General features: G+C 69.1%; 15 protein-coding genes. 6 read left to right on the top strand and 9 right to left on the bottom strand.

Annotated features, from left to right (window positions below; genetic code table 11):
* Positions 1 to 10 precede the first annotated feature (10 nt).
* Both ITJ57_RS13035 and ITJ57_RS13030 read right to left on the bottom strand, forming a co-directional pair.
* Positions 11 to 598, bottom strand: coding sequence for a DNA-3-methyladenine glycosylase I (locus ITJ57_RS13035; RefSeq protein ID WP_194670548.1), 588 nt, complete (start codon positions 596 to 598; stop codon positions 11 to 13).
* A complete protein-coding gene (locus ITJ57_RS13030; RefSeq protein ID WP_228507242.1) occupies positions 595 to 1,146 on the bottom strand; it encodes a methylated-DNA--[protein]-cysteine S-methyltransferase in 552 nt (183 codons plus the stop codon). The genes ITJ57_RS13035 and ITJ57_RS13030 overlap by 4 nt, the downstream gene beginning before the upstream one ends.
* Positions 1,147 to 1,255: 109 nt before the next feature.
* On the opposite strand from ITJ57_RS13030, the gene ITJ57_RS13025 reads away from it, so the two are divergent.
* A complete protein-coding gene (locus tag ITJ57_RS13025; RefSeq protein ID WP_194670547.1) occupies positions 1,256 to 2,224 on the top strand; it encodes an aldo/keto reductase in 969 nt (322 codons plus the stop codon).
* 8 nt (positions 2,225 to 2,232) lie between these two features.
* Here the strand turns inward: ITJ57_RS13025 and ITJ57_RS13020 are convergent, their stop codons facing one another.
* Both ITJ57_RS13020 and ITJ57_RS13015 read right to left on the bottom strand, forming a co-directional pair.
* Complete coding sequence (locus ITJ57_RS13020; RefSeq protein ID WP_370582392.1) at positions 2,233 to 3,990, bottom strand: BCCT family transporter; 1,758 nt, start codon at positions 3,988 to 3,990, stop codon at positions 2,233 to 2,235.
* 119 nt (positions 3,991 to 4,109) lie between these two features.
* Positions 4,110 to 4,685, bottom strand: a complete 576-nt coding sequence (locus tag ITJ57_RS13015; RefSeq protein WP_194670546.1) for a TspO/MBR family protein — start codon at positions 4,683 to 4,685, stop codon at positions 4,110 to 4,112.
* A 172-nt stretch (positions 4,686 to 4,857) separates the two neighbouring features.
* On the opposite strand from ITJ57_RS13015, the gene ITJ57_RS13010 reads away from it, so the two are divergent.
* On the top strand, positions 4,858 to 5,916 hold the full coding sequence (locus ITJ57_RS13010) for a glycoside hydrolase family 6 protein (RefSeq protein WP_370582391.1): 1,059 nt from the start codon (positions 4,858 to 4,860) through the stop codon (positions 5,914 to 5,916).
* A gap of 55 nt (positions 5,917 to 5,971) precedes the next feature.
* Positions 5,972 to 6,910: a response regulator transcription factor gene (locus tag ITJ57_RS13005; RefSeq protein ID WP_370582390.1), complete on the top strand. Its 939-nt coding sequence runs from the start codon at positions 5,972 to 5,974 to the stop codon at positions 6,908 to 6,910.
* Positions 6,911 to 6,964: 54 nt separating this feature from the next.
* Here ITJ57_RS13005 and ITJ57_RS13000 read toward each other — a convergent pair whose 3' ends face one another.
* Together ITJ57_RS13000 and ITJ57_RS12995 are read right to left on the bottom strand one after the other, a co-directional pair.
* On the bottom strand, positions 6,965 to 7,339 hold the full coding sequence (locus tag ITJ57_RS13000; RefSeq protein WP_194670544.1) for a hypothetical protein: 375 nt from the start codon (positions 7,337 to 7,339) through the stop codon (positions 6,965 to 6,967).
* Entirely contained in the window at positions 7,339 to 8,835 is a 1,497-nt protein-coding gene (locus ITJ57_RS12995) for a glycosyltransferase family 2 protein (protein WP_194670543.1), read from the bottom strand. Before ITJ57_RS12995 ends, ITJ57_RS13000 begins: the two co-directional genes overlap by 1 nt.
* 201 nt (positions 8,836 to 9,036) lie before the next feature.
* Here ITJ57_RS12995 and ITJ57_RS12990 point away from each other — a divergent pair, with 201 nt between their 5' ends.
* The gene (locus ITJ57_RS12990; protein ID WP_228507240.1) at positions 9,037 to 9,675 is read left to right on the top strand and encodes a hypothetical protein; all 639 of its coding nucleotides are present in this window, start codon (positions 9,037 to 9,039) and stop codon (positions 9,673 to 9,675) included.
* Between the two features lie 30 nt (positions 9,676 to 9,705).
* Here the strand turns inward: ITJ57_RS12990 and ITJ57_RS12985 are convergent, their stop codons facing one another.
* From ITJ57_RS12985 to ITJ57_RS12975, 3 genes are all read right to left on the bottom strand, one after another.
* Positions 9,706 to 10,878, bottom strand: a complete 1,173-nt coding sequence (locus ITJ57_RS12985) for a diguanylate cyclase (RefSeq protein WP_194670542.1) — start codon at positions 10,876 to 10,878, stop codon at positions 9,706 to 9,708.
* Positions 10,875 to 12,611, bottom strand: coding sequence for a sensor histidine kinase (locus tag ITJ57_RS12980; RefSeq protein ID WP_194670541.1), 1,737 nt, complete (start codon positions 12,609 to 12,611; stop codon positions 10,875 to 10,877). The genes ITJ57_RS12985 and ITJ57_RS12980 overlap by 4 nt, the downstream gene beginning before the upstream one ends.
* An 80-nt stretch (positions 12,612 to 12,691) precedes the next feature.
* Positions 12,692 to 13,174, bottom strand: a complete 483-nt coding sequence (locus ITJ57_RS12975) for an Lrp/AsnC family transcriptional regulator (protein WP_194670540.1) — start codon at positions 13,172 to 13,174, stop codon at positions 12,692 to 12,694.
* 200 nt (positions 13,175 to 13,374) lie between these two features.
* Between ITJ57_RS12975 and ITJ57_RS12970 the strand changes: the two genes are divergently transcribed.
* Positions 13,375 to 14,181: a PP2C family serine/threonine-protein phosphatase gene (locus ITJ57_RS12970; RefSeq protein WP_370582389.1), complete on the top strand. Its 807-nt coding sequence runs from the start codon at positions 13,375 to 13,377 to the stop codon at positions 14,179 to 14,181.
* 90 nt (positions 14,182 to 14,271) lie between these two features.
* Positions 14,272 to 17,322 carry an FtsK/SpoIIIE domain-containing protein gene (locus ITJ57_RS12965; RefSeq protein ID WP_194670538.1) on the top strand — a complete coding sequence of 1,017 codons (3,051 nt, stop codon included), beginning with the start codon at positions 14,272 to 14,274 and terminating at the stop codon, positions 17,320 to 17,322.

Genomic DNA, 17,322 nt, shown 5'->3' with positions numbered 1-17,322 from the left:
CCCCTCCGGGTCAGGGAGCGCTCTCGGAGCGCCAGCAGCCGACGAGGTGGTCGTCGACGAGGCCGCCGGACTGCATTAGGGCGTACATGGTCGTGGGTCCGACGAACCGGTACCCACGTTTCCGGAGGTGCGCGCTCAGTGCGGTGGACTCCGGGGTGATCGCCGGGACGTCGCTCCACTGCTCGAACCTGGCCGGCCGAGGAGCTGGAGCGAAGCTCCAGAGGATCTCGTCGAGGTCGTCTCCGAGCTGAAGCGCGTTGCGCGCATTCCCGATGACGGCGCTGATCTTCCCGCGGTGCCGGATGATCCGGGCGTCGTCGAGCAGCAGCTCGACCTCCGCTTCGGACATCGCTGCGACAGCCTCGAGGTCGAAGTCGTGGAACCGCTCACGGAACGCGGGCCGTTTGCGCAGGATCGTGATCCACGACAGGCCCGCCTGGAATCCCTCGAGGCTGATCTTCTCGAAGACCTGCCGTTGGCCGTGCAGTGGGACGCCCCACTCCTCGTCGTGATATCGCTGGTACTCCGGGTCGGCACCGGCCCATGCGCAGCGGGGGAGTCCGTCGGGGCCGAGGACGAGGGATGCTGAGCCGGTCATCGGCGGTACGGGATCCCTTCGTGGTCGAGGAGCCATCGTTTGGTCGGCGGCCCGTCTCCGCCAGAATACCCGGTGACGACGCCCCCGATGCCGAGCACCCGATGGCAGGGGATGAGGATGGCGATGGTGTTCGCGCGGACCGCCTGTCCGGCGGCGCGTCCACCACCGGGGGCGTCGGCGGCTGCAGCCAGGGCGCCGTAGCCGGTGGTGGTCCCGAAGCCCACCTCGCGGAGCGCGGACCAGACCGATTCCTGGAACGGTGTGCCCGTCGCGGCGATCGGCACGTCGAACACCGTTCTACGGCCGCGGAAGTACTCGTCGAGCTGCTCGACGGCCTCCAGGAGGACTGCTGTGGGTCGTTCGTCCGAGCCGTCGAGCGGGAGCCGCCCGTCCTGCTCGAAGCGCACGGCGGAGACCGCCCCGTCGACGGACCGGATCTCCAGCCGTCCGACAGGAGTCGGCATACGGAGGAACCCGTGGTCGGCCCGGCCGGGTGTCTCGGCGGGGGAGGGGGCGGTCTCAGTGGTGGGGACGAGGTGTGGAGTCATGGGCCGAGCGTACGAAGGTCACACCGTGGCCGTCAGGGGTGCCGCCGGCTCCTGAGGATCCGGCCGACGTGGGGCGCCTGTGGAGCGGGGTCGGACTAGCCTTGGGACCATGTCTGCTCTCAGCTATCGTCCGCTCGGTCGCAGCGGCCTCATCGTCTCCGCCGTCGGTATCGGCTGCAACAACTTCGGGCGGGCCGGCACCGTCACCGAGAGCCAGGAGGGGACCACGGCCGTGGTCGACGCGGCCATCGACGCGGGCGTGAACCTGTTCGACACTGCCGACATCTACGGTCGCGAGTACGGGCTGAGCGAGGAACTGCTCGGACGGGCGTTGGCCGGCCGGCGGGACGAAGTCGTCCTCGCCACCAAGTTCGGCCACGCGGACTACGAGAGTCCGATCCCGAACTGGGGCTCCAAAGGGTCGCGCCGCTACCTGCGACTCGCGGTCGAGGGCTCGCTCCGCCGTCTCGACACCGAGTGGATCGACCTCTACCAGATGCACACGCCCGACCCGCTGACGCCCATCGAGGAGACGATCGCCGCTCTCGACGAACTCGTCCACGAGGGCAAGATCCGCTACTACGGGCATTCCAATTTCGCCGGCTGGCAGGTGACCGAGGCGCACTGGGCGGCGACCTCGGCCGGTCACCCCGCCTTCGTCTCCGCGCAGAACGAGTACAGCCTGCTCGTCCGCGGGGCCGAACGTGAGGTGTTCCCCGCGATGCGAGCGGCAGGCGTCGGCTTCCTGCCCTACTTCCCCCTCTCCAACGGCTTGTTCACGGGGAAGTTCTCGCGCGAGGGCGGGCCGGCCGAGAGCCGGATCATGCGCCAGCGCAAGCACATCCTGGACCAGGCGCCCTGGGACGCGATCGAGGCCTACCAGGCGTTCTGCGACGAGCGTGGCATCAGCATGCTCGAAGCGACGTTCGGGTGGCTGCTCGCGCGCGAGGGACTGACGAGCGTCATCGCCGGAGCGACGACGCCCGAACAGATCACCGCGAACGCCGCCGCCGGTTCGGCCTGGTCACCGTCGGACGAGGAGACGGCGTGGATCTCCGACCGGTTCCCGCTCGTCTGAGTGACGCGTCAGCGCCCGGAATCCGGGCGGTCCGACTCCGCTGACGTCGACGTATCGGTCGCCGGTCGATCGTCTGGCGAGGCGAGTTGCCGGAGGTCGAGCTGAGCGGTCATCGTCCCGAAGTGCTCGGTGACCTGCTCCGTAACCTGGTCTGAGAGCTGCCCGCTGACGTCGGCCGAGACGCTCTCGGTGAGTTCCGCGGCGAAGAGGCGTCGTTTGGCACGCTGCTCCCGGCGGACCTCGATGCCGAACGCCTTGAACGACGAGATGCACATCAGGATGATGACGACGCTGAACGGGAGTGCCGTGATGATGGCCGCGGTCTGCATGGATTGCAGTCCGCCGGCGACGAGGAGCGCGATCGCCAGCAGACTGGTGATGAGCGCCCAGGCGATCCGGACCCGGTTGCGGGGTTCGGTTCCACCCGTCGTCAACATGCCCATGACGAGCGAGCCCGAGTCGGCGGAGGTTACGAAGAACAGCAGGATGAGCAGCAGCGCACCCACCGTGGCGACGGTGCCGCCGGGGAGACCCGCGAGCATGTTGAACAGAGCGGTGTTCAGGTCGACCGGCCCCTCAGAGCCGCTGAAGTCACGCCCCTCGAGCGACTGCATGATGGCGGTGCCACCGAGTACGGCGAACCAGAGGAACGTCACGAGGGTCGGGACGAGCAGGACGCCCAGGACGAACTGGCGGACCGTGCGGCCCTTCGAGATGCGCGCGATGAACACGCCGACGAAGGGCGCCCACGACATCCACCAGCCCCAGTAGAAGGTCGTCCAGGACGCCTGCCAAGCCTCGCCGGCGGCACCCTGGTAGGCGGAGACGTTGAAGGTCAGGCCGACGACATTCTGCAGGTACGCACCCATCGCCTGGACCCACTCGCGAAGGAGGAACAGCGTCGGACCGGCGAACAGGATGAAGAACAGCAGCAGGCCGGCCAGGACGAGATTCGTGTTCGAGAGCCACTTCATGCCCTTGTGCACACCGGAGACGAGCGAGAAGATCGTGACGCCGGTGATGACCAGGATGAGGATGACCTGGGTGAGAAGGTTCGGCTCCGCGATGCCCGTGTATCCGAGTCCGGCGGAGATCTGCAGGACGCCGAGCCCGAGGGACGTCGCGACCCCGAAGACGGTGCCGATGACCGCGATGGTGTCGATCGCGTTACCCCATCCGCCCTGGACCCGCTTGCCGAGGATGGGCTCGATGGCCCAGCGGATCGACATCGGACGCCCCTTGCGGTGGACGGCGTAGGCCAACGCGACTCCGACGACCGCGTAGATCGACCACGCGTGCAGACCCCAGTGCAGGTACGTCTGGCTCATCGCCTGCTGCGCCAGCGACTGCTGGGAACCGACGACGCCGGGCCGAGGCTCCAGGAAGTGGGTGAGCGGTTCACCGACCCCGTAGAAGACGAGACCGATGCCCATGCCGGCTGCGAACAGCATCGAGAACCAGGACATCAGGGAGAACTCCGGCTCGTCGTCGTCCTTGCCGAGCTTGATGTCGCCGAACTTCGAGACCGCGAAGACGATCGCGACGATCACGAACCCGGCGACGAGGAGGACGTAGTACCAGCCGAGGCCGCCGATGATGCCGGACTGGATCGACGTGAAGACGGCTTCGGCCTGCTTCGGCAGCAGGATTGAGAAGAGCGCGACGCCGAGGATGACGACGAGCGCTGGGCCGAGCACCCACGGGATGACCTTCGCGGGTGCCGACTCGGCAGCCGCGTCGGAGGTGGGGATGGTCTTCGTGCTCACGCGTGCGCTCCTCGGGCCGTTCGGAGCGACCGAGGCGTCGCTCCGCTAATTAAGAGTAGGGAGGGGAGGGCCGTCGGACAACGTTGCGGAGAAGGCCAGGGTGTGCTGTGCCCCCGGGATCAGCTGTTGAGGGACGCGAGCGCCCAGTTGAGGGTCGTGGCGAAGAGCAGCCAGGCCCAATACGGGATGAGGAGCACGGCGGCGACCCGCGAGACCTCCCAGAAGGCGAGCATGGTCGCGAGGACGGCGAAGTCGAGCGCGAGGATTATGACGAGTGCGATCCACAGGGCCGGCGCGCCGATGAGCGGGTACAGCCCGAAGAAGCACGGGGTCCAGAGGGCGTTGAGGATCAGCTGGACGATGTACAGCACGAGCGCCCGGCTCGCTCCGTCGCTCAGCTCAGGGGTACCGTCCCGTCGTCGTCGCCAGACCAACCACGCCGCCACGGCGATCAATGTGTACAGCACTGTCCAGACCGGACCGAAGATCCAGTTCGGCGGGTTCCAGGCCGCCTTGTCAGCATCGGCGTACCAGCCGTCGATCTGGTCCATGGTGGTCAGCGAACCGAACGCCGCGACCGCGAAGGCGATCAGCAGGAAGCAGACGAGCGCGAGGCCGGAGCGCCATGCCGGGTCCGTGCGCCTCGGGCTGATGGATCGGACGTCCGGTGACGTCAATGCTGTCGACTGGGACATCGTGCCTCCTGGGGTCGCTCGCGCGGTGAACGCCGCAGCACGAGCCTAGGACGCGGCGCGCGTGGTCTGCACCCCTTGCGCGCGGCCCCCGCTCGGGGGACGGATTCGGGCGAATCGGCACCGTACGACCGGAATGTCGGGCACAATTGCGGATGACCATGCTGGAGGATCCGTGCCGAGAACACCCCGCGACCGACGTCGCATCCGCACGGCCGTCGCCCTCGGCGTCGTCGCCGTCCTCCTCGCCGGTGGAGCCCTCGCGGTGTCGATCGTGAGCCGCGTCCCGAGTGCCGCGGCCGGCCCGTTCGACGGCGCGCAGTTGTACGTCGATCCGACCTCGCTGGCGGCTCGCGCTGCTGCGGAAGCGGGCCTGGCGTCGCAAGAGCCGACATCCTCCGCAACCACCGGGACGAGCAACGGCTCGAACGGTGATCCATCGGACACGGCGCAGCAGCGCGCGGCGGCGGCTCGGCTGGCGGCGGAACCCACGGCGATCTGGCTCGTACCTGAGCGGTACCCGATCGGCACGGTCGAAGCGACGGTGTCGGACATCGTCCGCTCCGCCGAGCGCGCAGGCTCCATGCCCGTCTTCACCGTCTACGGCGTGCCCGAGCGTGACTGCGGCAACGAATCCGCCGGTGGCCTGTCGAGCGACGACTACCAGGATTGGGTCGCTGAGATCGTCGCGGCCGTCGCCGACCACCGGGTGGCGATCGTCCTCGAGCCGGACGCGGTCGCCCTCGCACCCGACTGCGGCGACCGGACCGCGCGGATGCAGCAATTGCGTGCCGCGACGAAGCAGTTCGCGGCAGCGTCCGTGCCCGTGTACCTCGACGGCGGACACTCCGACTGGCGGCCGCCGTCGGAGATGGCCGGGCTCCTCAAGGAGGCCGGCGTGGCCGACGCGACGGGCTTCGCGACCAACGTCTCGAACTACAACGCGACCGAGGACGAGATCGCGTACGCGGAGGAGCTGAGCGGACTGCTCGACGGTGCGCACTACGTCATCGACACCTCGCGCAACGGGAGCGGATCGAACGGCGAATGGTGCAACCCGTCAGGCCGGACGGTCGGGCAGCAACCGCTCACGGCGCAGGCCGAGCACCTCGACGCGAACCTCTGGGTGAAAGCCCCCGGCGAGAGCGACGGGGCATGCAACGGTGGCCCCCTTGCTGGGGTATGGTGGCCGGAGCAGGCCGTGCAACTGGCCAAGGGATTCAGCGCGTGGTGAGCCGGCGACGGTCACATCCGGCACGTCGCTGACGGGTGGAACGGGTAGGGGCATCGTGACCGATCAGCTGGGCGAACGTCGAACCGCAGTCGTCATCGAGGACGACGCTGACATCCGTCAGTTGCTCGAGACCGTGTTGGAGCAGGCCGGCTTCGAGACGGTGTCCGCAGCGAACGGCCTGGACGGCGTTGAGGCGGTCCGTATCCACGACCCCCTCGTCACCACCCTTGACGTCAGTATGCCCGGCATCGACGGGTTCGAGGCGGCTAAGCGGATCCGGGCCATCAGCTCGACCTACATCGTGATGCTCACGGCCCGTGGCGATGAGATCGACACCCTGCAGGGGCTCGACTCCGGCGCCGACGACTACATGACCAAGCCGTTCAGACCCCGTGAACTCCGGGCGCGCATCGAGGCCATGCTGCGTCGGCCTCGCGCGAACGGCGAAGCGCCCGCCGCGACGGCACCGGCTCCGGTGGCCGTTCAGGCTGCGCCGTCGCCGGCCGCGGCCGTCCTGCCTCAGGCGCAGCCCATGGCCCAGCAGCCGGTCCAGTCGTCCGAGCCCACGATCGTGCACGAGAACGTCGCGCGTCATGCCGCTCCGGTCGGGCAGTCGGTCGTCCCCATCATCATGCAGCCCGCGGCATCCGCGTCCGACGACACCGAGGGGTGGCTCGTCCACCGTGGTCTCAAACTGAGCCCGGCGACGCGCATCGTCGAGGTCGACGGCGGTGAGGTCGACCTGACGCGGAGTGAGTTCGACCTGCTGCAGGCGCTCATGGAGTCCCGGCGTCGGGTGCGCAGCAAGGCAGACCTGGCGCTGATGCTCCGTGGCGAGAGCTACATCACCGCGTATTACGTCAGTGAGGCCGACAAGCGCGCCATCGAGGTCCACCTCGCCAACCTGCGCCGGAAGCTCGCGGACAGCACCGTCGCGCCGCGCTTCATCGAGACGGTCCGCGGCGTCGGCTATCGGATGACCTCCGACGACTGAGCGCACGCCGCTCCAGATCGGAGCCGGTCCGTCGCCGACGGAAGCGTCCGTTCGTCACGCCTCCGAGGTGTCGGCCGCGTCCAGTTCGAGCAGTCGTTCGCAGCTGCGCGCTCCGAGGTCCGCGAGCGCGGACCGGATGTCCGCGACTCGTTCGAGGTCGGCCTGTTCCACGGCGCGAAGTCCGGCGCTCGCCAGCGCGGAGACCCCGATGACGCCGAGCATGATGCTGGAGGAGCGGATGCTGAGGAGCACGACCTTCGCCTCGTCGAGGTCCCCGGCCGTCAGGGCGGCTTCGAGGCGACTGAGGCGAGTCGGCCACATCTCGACGTAGGTGTGCACGAAGCGACGACGACTGCGCAGGTCACCCGAGAGTTCTCGGAGCAACCTGCGCAGCTCGCCGGCGTCGACGGTTCCTGGGTCGGACGTCATCACACCCGGTAGCCGCGCTGGCGACGGATGAGCTTGCCGAACATGCTGAGCGTCTGCAGCACGGTGATGACACCGAGCACGGGCCAACCCGCCCAGAGGATCGTGGACTGCACGACGGGGGACAGTTGGGTCCAGACGGCGACGATCGCGATGATCGCGGCGAGGACGAAGAGGAGCGGCGCGAGGTGGGCGTTGCCCGAGCCGCGCTCGGCCTTGGCCTGCTCGGCCCAGTTGTCGACCTTCTTGTTGGACGCGAACTTCGACCATGCCCGGATGAAGTGGCCCATGCGGATCCACATGTAGAACTCGGCCGGGAACACCAGGACGGCGAAGAGGATGTCGCGGGTGTTGCGCTTCTTCATCGACAGCGCGATGCGGAGGTTGAGGAGGATCGCGACGACCGGCGGGATGAGCCACACGGGGCTGAACACGAACGCGTGGATCGACAGCGAACCGGCCAGCAGCACGATGAAGAGGATGCGCGTGACGATGTTGAGGAGCATCTCCGCGTTCTCGAGCCACCGCAGCCGGAGGTTCGGGTGGAACGGCTGCCCCTTGGTGTCGCCGCGCTGGCCCGGCCACATGAGCTCGATGGCGCCGTAGTTCCACTTGACCTGCTGAGCGTCCAGGGAGCGGACAGTGGTCATGCCGCCGACGTCGGCGCGGGCGCGGGCGCTGATCTTCGTGAGGTAGCCGGCGCTCTTGATCTGCAACGACAGAAGCGAGTCCTCGACCTCGGAGTCCTTCACCCAGGGGGTCGACTGGTGGTTCTGCTCCATGGCGTCGCGGAGCGCCTGCACGGAGAAGATGGAGTACTGCCCGCCGAGCACGGCCATGTTGCGGCCTCGCAGCATGTTCTGCATGTTGAACGCGGCGAACTGCGTGCGCTGACCGGCGATGAGGAAGGCCGGGATGATCTGCTTCTTGAACGGCTCGTCGTCGATCGAGAAGATCGCGGAGATGCCACCGATGCGGGTGTCGGAGACGATCTCCGCTTCGAGGGACTCGATGGCCGTCGGGTCGGCGACGGTGTCGCCGTCGACACCGAGGAGGTAGTCGTACCCCTCGACGAGCGTGAAGCCGTAGTTCAGCGCGCCGACCTTCTTGTCGGGGTTCTTGCCGATGTCGTGGATGAACACCTCGGTGAACTGCTCGTACCCGTGCTCGTCGACCTTCGAGTGCGGGCCGGCGTAGGGCGCTGCGACGTCGACCGAGCGGTCGGTGGTGTTGTTGATGACCACGTGGATCACGTCGGGCATCCGCGTCTGCTCGAGCAGGGAGGCCAGGACGGCCGGCAGTGACTCCTCCTCGTTGTAGGCGGGGATGATGCAGCCGATGGTGGCGCGGTACTCGGGAAGCGAGTTGACCGAGTCGATGAATTCGTTCGCATACGCTTCAAGTTCGGGCGCGAGAAGCGGCTGGGTCTGAATGTACCGAGGGTCAGCCTGCTGTGCGTTGGGCCGAGCGTTGTCGGGTCGCGCTTCGAGTTCTGACATCAGAGGTCCTGTTCTGAGTGGGCCGGATACAGCGGTTCGCGCTGTAGAGCCAACTCTGCCGCGCCGGGTGCTGGTTTGGCGCGCGAATGCGATAGCGTCGGCTCAGGATTTCCTCAAGATTCGCTGTGCCCCCAGTTCAGGGGGGTCGCGCGACGTCCTGAGCATCGCCCGACCGCCCCTCCGAACCCCGCCAGGAGTCCCATGTCCCAGCAGCCCAGCCCGGTGCGGAACCGGCGTCTCGTCCACGCCGCGCAGCTCGCGACAGCAGCGCTCCTCGTCCTCGGACTGAGTGCCTGTGGAACGCCTCCGTGGGAGGAGCCGGGTGCGGGGCCGACGGCGTCCCCGCGGACCTCCAAGACACCGAAACCGACGGTCAGTGCCATCACGAACGAACTGGCGAGCGGGAGCGCAAAGCACTCACTCACGGCGGGGTCGGCGACCCTCTCGGTCGACTACTGGTCGACGCTCTCGATGGACGCCTGGACGGCCGACGTCAACAAACCCGTGAGCTTCTCACTGAGCGGCATCCTCACCCCCGACGACCTCCAGGCGCTCTACCTGTCGCGGGTGACGCTCACGACGACCGTCCACGGGCCCACGGGTCAGCTGGAGTCGCCGGCTCCGTTCACCGACCAGTCGACGGTGGCGCCCGGGTACCTGATCAAGGCACCGTACAGCTACAGCCAGACCTTCGTGCTTCCTGAAGTGGACGACGCCGCGACCGGCGTCACGCTGACGATCACCTACGAGCTGCTCGTCCAGGCGACCCCGACGTCGGCCGAATACGCGAAGCAGACCGCGGTGGACACCCTGACCATCGCGATCGCCCAACCGGAGTGACCGAGGGACTTCGCCCGATCGGCGAGGTCCTCAGGCGCCCCTCGCCGATGACGCGGCGAGGACGGTCCGGTTGCCTCCGGCGTCGGCCGCGCGGAGACTTGCGTCTCTGGCCGATCGGGTGAGCACCCCGACGTCGTACCCGAGGTAGTCGGTGAGGGCGATGCCGATGCTCGCGGTCGGTCGCAGTCGGGGTGTCGTCTCGACCGGGTGGTCGAGCAGCCCGTCCTGGATGCCGGCGGCCGCCTGCAGCGCCACGTCGACGTCTGCCGCGGGTGTCGCGACGAGGAGACTCCCCGCGCCGTCCTCCCCGATGTCGGAGAGCGTCGGTCCGTACCGACGGATCGAGGAGATGAACCCTTCGACGACCTCGGTGCTGAAGTTCGATCCGAAGGCGGTCGTCATCTCGTCGAGGTCGTCGAGCCGGATGTGCATGATCGCGAGCTGTTCGTCGTGGAAGTTGGCCCGCTCCAGCCAGTCCTCCGCGATCCTGATGAAGGACTCGTGGAGGAGGACGTCGTCCCCGGTGTAGGCGACGATGCTCCCGTGTCGACGGCTCGCTGGGGCGGCCCGTTCGGCGCGGAGCACGGACAGCACGACCGTCGCCACGATCAGGAGTGCGATCAGGAGGAGCGAGGAGGCGACCGTCCCGAAGAAGGTGTCGAAGACCCTGCCGGACGGGCCCTCGACGAGGAAGACGACGAACCGCGCCGCGAAGAACGCGGCCGCGATACCGAGCACGACGGTGAAGCCGCGCGTGCTCGGATTGTCGCGCGTCGCGCCGGTGAGGGTCTCGACCGTCCCGAGCCCGGCGAACAGGGCGATGCTGGCGAACGTCACGGCCGATCCCGCCCAGGGGCCACCTGATGGACCGGCGGAGAGCGTAGCGACGACGGCGACCGCGGCGCCGACGAGGGAGATCCACAGCAGGTTCGACCGACCGTTGAACAGGCGTGCTCCCGACCAGAGTGCGGCGATGCTCAGGACGTAGCCGCCGTTTCCTGCTGCGGTGGCCCACCAGGCGTCGGGGCTGAGCGCACCGACAACGTAGGAGAAGCTCGTGAACATCCCCGCCATGTACGACACGGACCACACCCGCCCGCTGTCGTCGTCCTTCCGCATGAAGGTGTTGACGATGAACGTCGCGCCGCAGACGAAGATCACGAGCGCGTTGATCACGGCGACGGTCTGCGTGTCGAGGGTCATTCGGTCCGGCCTCTCGGGATACGGACGACCGCGGTGGTGCCCTCGCCCAGAACGCTGTGGAGGGTCAGATCCCCGCCGTGGAGTCGGACGATGTCGCGACTGATGGCGAGACCGAGCCCGCTGCCGTGCACGGTCGAGTTGCGGACGAGATCTGAGCGGAAGAACCGCTCGAAGAGTTTCGGCTGATCCTTCTCCGAGATGCCGATACCCGTGTCTCGCACGATCACCCAGGCGGTGTCGCCCTCGGCCGTGACCCCGACGCTCAGTTCACCGCCGTCGCGGTTGTACTTGATGCCGTTGGACAGGAGGTTGTCGACGACCTGGCGGAGCCGGAACGGGTCGGCGAAGAGCGGCACCGCTTCCTCGTCGTGGCGGACGATGGTGATGTTCCGCTCGGCGGCGAGGTGCGCGAGCGACTCGACCGCGGCGTCGACGATCTCGCGGAGCTCGCAGTCGGAGCGCTTGAGTGCCATCGTGCGGTTGACGTCCCGGGAAGCGGCGAGGATGTCGGCGATGAGTTCCAGGAGTCGGTCGCCGTTGGTCTGCGCGATCGTCAGTTGCTTCGCGACACGGGGCGGCAGCTCCGGGTCGTCGAGCGCGAGGTCGAGGTAGCCGAGGATCGAGGTGAGCGGCGTCCGGAGCTCGTGCGACACGGATGCGACGAGGTCGTCCCTGGCGCGGATCGCATTGATCTCCGTCGTGACGTTCCGCGAGACGAGCACGGTGCCGTCGTACCCGCCCTCGTGGTCGTAGAGCCGCCGGGAGGTGAGGGCGAGGGCGACCCGCTCCGTGCCGGGGGCTCCGAGCCAGACCGTCAGGTTCTCGAACTCCTCACCACGACGCGCCCGGATGTACGGCTTGTCCTGCGGCTCGAGCGGGGTCAACCCGTCCTCAGCCCATACCGGGAGGTCGGGATTGACGTCGGACAGTTCGCCGACCTCGTCCTGCAGACGGGTCTGGAAGCGGTTCACCATCGCCCTGGCGCCGATGCGGTCGAAGCGGACCACGCCGAAGTTGACCGCGTTGAGGATCTCGGCGAGGCGGCTCTCCTGATCCTGGGCCCGCCAGAGGGCGGTCTCCAGCTGGCCGGCCTGCTTGTTGAGGAGCACGCGCTGGGCCTCCGTCCGTTTCGCCGTCATCGCTGTGGACACGGCGACGAATCCGAGCACCATCGGAAGGATGACGAGGCCGGGGAGGTTGGCGAGGGTGATCTGCCCGGGGGTCATGGCCAGCGTCGACCAGGTCGACGCGCACACGAGGGCGATGGCGATGACGGCGCCCGAGAGCCCGAAGGCCGTCGCCATCCAGATGGTCGGGAAGACCCAGAGGAGTCCCGCGCCGATCACGGGTTCGCCCTGCCTGATGAACGCGATGGCGACGATGTCGAGGATGGGGAGCGCGATGAGGAGCCGCGGCACCTGATGCCAGGGCACGATCGGAGCGAGCGCCGTCGCGATGAATGCGAGGATGACGCCGACGTAGAACAGGACGGAGTTGTCCTCGACGCCCTGGAACAGCAGTGTCGCGAACAGGATGGCGACGACGGCCAGTCCGAAGAGGAGCTGTGGGAAGGCGCTGTAGCCGGTCATGCGCCCGACACGTCGGGGGACGTCCACGGCATGCGGGCCGGTCCTCACGGGACCGGTGTCGCCGCCGATCGCCGAGCCCTCGGTGCCGCTCGACCGCGACGCGTCGGACGGGGGCGTCCGTTCTCCGGTCGGCTTCGCGGGCATGGGTTGAGAGTACCGCGATCGGGGGGTACGCGGTGCGCAACGCGCACGTCGGCGCCGAGTGCGGAGTCCGCCCTCGGGACCTAGCGGGTGCCCCAGTCGTAGAGCTGCTTGTGTAGGCGCAGATAGACGAAGGTCTCGGTTCCCGCGACGCCGTCGATCGTGCGGATGTCGTCGTTCAGGAGCGCGATGAGCTCCTCGTCGTCTTCGCAGACGACCTCGACCAGGAGGTCGAAGGATCCGGCGGTGAGCACCACGTAGTCCACGGCGGCAAGGCCTGCCAGGCGGTCAGCGACGACCCGGGTGTCACCCGCCACCCGCACACCGATCATCGCCTGGCGCGTGAACCCGAGCTGCATGGGGTCGGTGACCGCGACGATCTGGATGACCCCGGACTCGGTGAGTTTCTGCACGCGCTGCCGGACGGCCGCCTCGCTCAGCCCGACCGCCTTCCCGATCTCGGCATAGGACCGCCGTCCGTCGGTCTGGAGCTGCTCGATGATCGCCTTCGAGGTGTCATCGGGCTGGGCCGCCTTCGGATGCGGGTCGGAGCTCGCTCGTATCATGCGTCGATCATGTCAGCGGGTCCCACGTGCGGCAAGCGGATCCGCAGGGCGGGGCGACCACGGCCTCCGGATCCGTCACTCCCATGGCTGATCCTCCTCCTGGAATCGGGGGAGCGGCGTGGGGCGGTCGGGTGGCGCATCGGTACCGTACTATCGTCGATGGTGCATCAGCCACCGCGAGCCGTATTAGAGGAGCAGACGTGACCGAGCACGGGCAACGGATCGTCACGCTGCCCGGCGGTCGTCGGCTCTCCCTGGCTTGGGCCGGGATGACGGATGTCGGCAAGCGGCGCGAGTTGAACGAGGACGCCTTCGTGGCGCTGCCACCCGTGTTCGCCGTCGCCGACGGCATGGGAGGCCACTCGGCCGGCGAGGTCGCGAGCGCTGCGGTCGCCCATCGTCTGACCCTCGCGACCGAGGGTGCCGAGATCCTCACCGTGGACGGCCTCGTCGACGCGCTGCGCATGGCGGTGGCCGACATGATCGACACCGCGGAGGAGGGCGAGCTCGGTATGGGCACGACCGTCACCGGCGTCGTGTTGACGGCCGACGAGGGCGAGGGCAGGGTCGCGGTGTTCAACATCGGAGACTCCCGCGTGTACCGCCTGCAGGATGGCGAGCTCGTCCAGATGACCGAAGACCACTCGATCGTGCAGGAACTCATCCGCGCCGGAGCGATCAGCCCGGAAGAGGCCGAGTTCCACCCCAACAGCAACATGATCACCCGGGCCGTCGGCCCGTCCGACGACCCGGTGCCGGACGTCGAACTCTTCCCGGTCCAGGGTGGCGCCCGATGGCTCGTGTGCTCCGACGGGCTCACCAAGGAGCTCACCGACCACGGGATCTGGTACTTCCTTACCGAGGGGAGCACGCCCGTCGACGCCGCTGAACTCCTCTTGCGTGCCGCGCTCGACAACGGCGGTCGTGACAACGTCTCGGTCGTGGTGCTCGACATCGCCGAGCTCGACGACACTGTGGCCGCGCCCCAGGAGCAGCCGGGCTCCTGAGCCTGCTCCACAGCCTCCGTCGTCAGCCGGGCCGTTCCACGCGACCGGTCACGGCGACTGCGGGCCCCGGCGCCGTGCTGCACTGGGACCATGAGCCCCACGGACGTCACCGCTTCGGCGATCCCATCGCACCGGACCACCGCGCCACCGGCCCGGCTGCACGCGCCGCGGAGGCCGGAGGAGGCGACATCGGGTTCGCTCCCGATCCTCGCCAGCATCGCGCCTGTGGTCGGGTCGCTCGCGCTGTTCGCCATCACCCGGTCGCCGGTGACGCTCGTCTTCGCCGCGCTCGGTCCCCTCATCGCGGTCGCCGGGTTCGTCGACGCACGCTGGACGCGCCGTCGGCGCGGGAGACGGACGCGAGCCGCCTATCGTGTCGCTTCCGAACAACTGGAGCGTGACATCGAGCGAGCCCACGCCGCGGAACGCGAGGAACTGCGCACCCTGCATCCGGCGGGGCGGTCGCTCGACCTCCTCGACGGGCCGGACCGCGCCCGGTGGCGGGTCCCCGATCACCGGCGAACCCTGGTGAGCGTCGGCCGCGGCGAGACCGCCAGCTCGGTCCGAGTGGACGCCGCAGCCGACGACGAGCGGTGGGCGTGGGCTGCGCGGCTCCCGGACGCGCCCGTCGTCGTCGACGCCGCCGAGGGGATCGGCATCGTCGGCGGGAGGGTGCTGGCGCGGGCGGTGGCTCGCAGCATCGTGATCCAGCTCGGCCGCCAGCTGCCCCCGCATGCGGCCGAGTTCACCCGCGACGCCGCCCCCGGCTCCGACGTCGAGGTCTCACCATGGGCCTTCCTCGACGAGCTCCCGCACCGGTCGGCGGCGACCGTGGTCGATCCGCTCCACAGCGGGCGCGAGCTCGAGTCCCTCAGGGTGTCGGTCGCCGAACGGTGGCAGGCGGAGGCCGTCGCCCCGGCCCGTCAGGCGGGACGCCCTCCAGCCGGTGGCGTACTCGTCGCGCTGTCCGACACGGTCGAACTCATCCCGACGAGGTGCCGTCACCTCCTCGTCCTCGACGCCGACGGTCGGACGACGCTGGCCGACGGCACCGGAGCGTCTCCGTCCGTCGCCGTGGCGCCCACGCTGCTGGCCGAGGCCGAGGCACAGCACCTCGTCGCTGCGCTCGCCGCGGCCGCGCTGACGACCGGGGAATCCCCGATGCTCTCGAGTCTGCCGTCGAGCGTCCCGTTCGCGGAGGTGGGTCCGGTCCGGGGGCGGCGCCCGCCGGATGCAGCCGACTGGGCACCTGACGCACTCCGTGTCGCCATCGGGCTCGGAACGGACGGCGAGGTGACCCTCGACCTCGCGGCGGACGGACCGCATGCCCTGGTCGGTGGCACGACGGGGAGCGGGAAGAGCGAGCTGTTGATCACGTGGATCACGGCGCTCGCCGCTCGGTCCTCACCGAGGGAGCTTTCGCTCCTGCTGGTCGACTGCAAGGGCGGCGCCTCATTCGGTGCCGTCGAATCCCTGCCGCACGTCGTCGGGATGGTGACCGACCTCGAGCCGGGTGCCGCGGAACGGGTCGTGTCGAGCCTGCGCGCGGAACTCCGCCACCGGGAGCGGATCCTCGCCCGCTTCGGGGCTCGGCATCTCCTGGACAGCGCCATTGCGCCCGACGATCGACCGGCGCGGCTCGTGGTGGTGGTGGACGAGTTCCAAGCGCTCCTGGACGCCAGCCCGCACCTGCACCAGGTCTTCGCCGACCTCGCTTCGCGTGGCCGATCGCTCGGACTCCATCTGATCCTCTGCAGTCAGCGTCCGGCCGCCGTCGCAGCCGACGCCATCCTCGCCAACTGCACCCTGCGCCTCTCGCTGAGGGTCACCTCCCGACAGGACAGTACGGCGGTCCTCGGCGTGCCGGACGCCGCAGCCCTGCCCGCAGGGACACCTGGCCGCTGCATCGTCTGGAACGGCGAGGAGCGGATCGTCTTCCAAGCAGCCGTCACGAGTCCCGGCGATCTCACCGCGGTGCGCGAACGCTGGCGTGACGCGCACCGGCCTCGACGTCCCTGGTTGGATCCGCTCCCACACACCCTCCCGCTGCATGCCGTCCTCGAATTCGATTCCGGCCCGGCCGATGGCGAGCCGTCCACCGTCGACCCGACGGATGGCGAGGGCATCGTCTTCGGACTCGCCGACCTCCCCGAAGAGCAGGCACAGCGCCCGGCGATCTGGCGGCCGTCGACCGACGGGTCACTGCTGGTCCTCGGCGCCGGACGTTCCGGCCGGACATCCTTCCTGGACACGGTGGAAGCGGCGGCCCGCGGGCGCTGGCGGGTCGAGCGCGTAGCGCACGATGCCGAGCAGGGCTGGGACGTCATCATGGCGCTGTCCGAACCGCTCCGCCCGCCCGAGAGGACGCTGCTGCTCATCGATGACGTCGAATCGCTGCTGGCGACCGCCGGTGACGAGCACGGAGCCGCACTCCGCGAGGCGATCCTGACCCTCCTCCGCGACGGCGGACGCCGCGGGGTCAGCGTCGTCCTGGTGGCCTCGCGGGTCGGCGGCGTGGTCCATCGCTTCTCGGCACATCTGGACAGCACCGTGGTGCTCCGGCTCGCGGATCGCCAGGATCATCTCGTCGCCGGCGCGCCGGCGAGCTGTTTCGACCCGCGACGCCCGGCCGGGCGGGCACACTGGCAGGACGCAGAGGTGCAGATCGCGATCACGTCGCCGCTGCCGCACCGGGTCCCCACGATCGACGCCCACCGGTGGCGGCCGAGTCCCGGCAGCACCACGGTCGTGGTGACCCGCGCACCGGGTGTGCTGCGTTCGGCGCTGCAGCAGCGCGGCACCTCGCATGCCGAGGTGCGGCTGCTCGAACCGGCGGCAGAACCGTTCACGCCCCCGATGGTCGCGGGGCGCCGGACCGAAGATCCCCGGGACGACGATCCGACGGCTCTGATCGTCCTCGTCGACCCGGAGACCTGGTCGTCGGGTCGGCTGGTCGTCGGGCGCGACCTGCCGCCCAGGGTGGCCCGGGCGGACGTCGTGATCCACGCCTGCTCGGCCGCGGACTTCCGGCAGGTCACGCGGAGTCGGGAACTGCCGCCACTGCTCGGCTACGCGAGTGGTCGGGCCTGGTGGTGGCGCGCCGGCGAATCGACCCGACGGGTGGATCTGCTTGATGGCTGA

Origin of the sequence: Plantibacter sp. VKM Ac-2880, from assembly GCF_015351235.1 — a bacterium.
Taxonomy (GTDB): domain Bacteria; phylum Actinomycetota; class Actinomycetes; order Actinomycetales; family Microbacteriaceae; genus Plantibacter.
This window is presented reverse-complemented; position numbering and strand designations above follow the sequence as displayed.

Excerpts from the sequence above, each read along its gene's own strand:
- ITJ57_RS12995 (WP_194670543.1), bottom strand. The coding sequence starts at position 8,835 with ATGTCAGAACTCGAAGCGCGACCCGACAACGCTCGGCCCAACGCACAG.
- ITJ57_RS12980 (WP_194670541.1), bottom strand. The coding sequence starts at position 12,611 with ATGCCCGCGAAGCCGACCGGAGAACGGACGCCCCCGTCCGACGCGTCG.
- ITJ57_RS12985 (WP_194670542.1), bottom strand. The coding sequence starts at position 10,878 with ATGACCCTCGACACGCAGACCGTCGCCGTGATCAACGCGCTCGTGATC.
- ITJ57_RS12965 (WP_194670538.1), top strand. The coding sequence starts at position 14,272 with ATGAGCCCCACGGACGTCACCGCTTCGGCGATCCCATCGCACCGGACC.
- ITJ57_RS13035 (WP_194670548.1), bottom strand. The coding sequence starts at position 598 with ATGACCGGCTCAGCATCCCTCGTCCTCGGCCCCGACGGACTCCCCCGC.
- ITJ57_RS13000 (WP_194670544.1), bottom strand. The coding sequence starts at position 7,339 with ATGACGTCCGACCCAGGAACCGTCGACGCCGGCGAGCTGCGCAGGTTG.
- ITJ57_RS13025 (WP_194670547.1), top strand. The coding sequence starts at position 1,256 with ATGTCTGCTCTCAGCTATCGTCCGCTCGGTCGCAGCGGCCTCATCGTC.
- ITJ57_RS12990 (WP_228507240.1), top strand. The coding sequence starts at position 9,037 with ATGTCCCAGCAGCCCAGCCCGGTGCGGAACCGGCGTCTCGTCCACGCC.
- ITJ57_RS13030 (WP_228507242.1), bottom strand. The coding sequence starts at position 1,146 with ATGACTCCACACCTCGTCCCCACCACTGAGACCGCCCCCTCCCCCGCC.
- ITJ57_RS13015 (WP_194670546.1), bottom strand. The coding sequence starts at position 4,685 with ATGTCCCAGTCGACAGCATTGACGTCACCGGACGTCCGATCCATCAGC.
- ITJ57_RS12975 (WP_194670540.1), bottom strand. The coding sequence starts at position 13,174 with ATGATACGAGCGAGCTCCGACCCGCATCCGAAGGCGGCCCAGCCCGAT.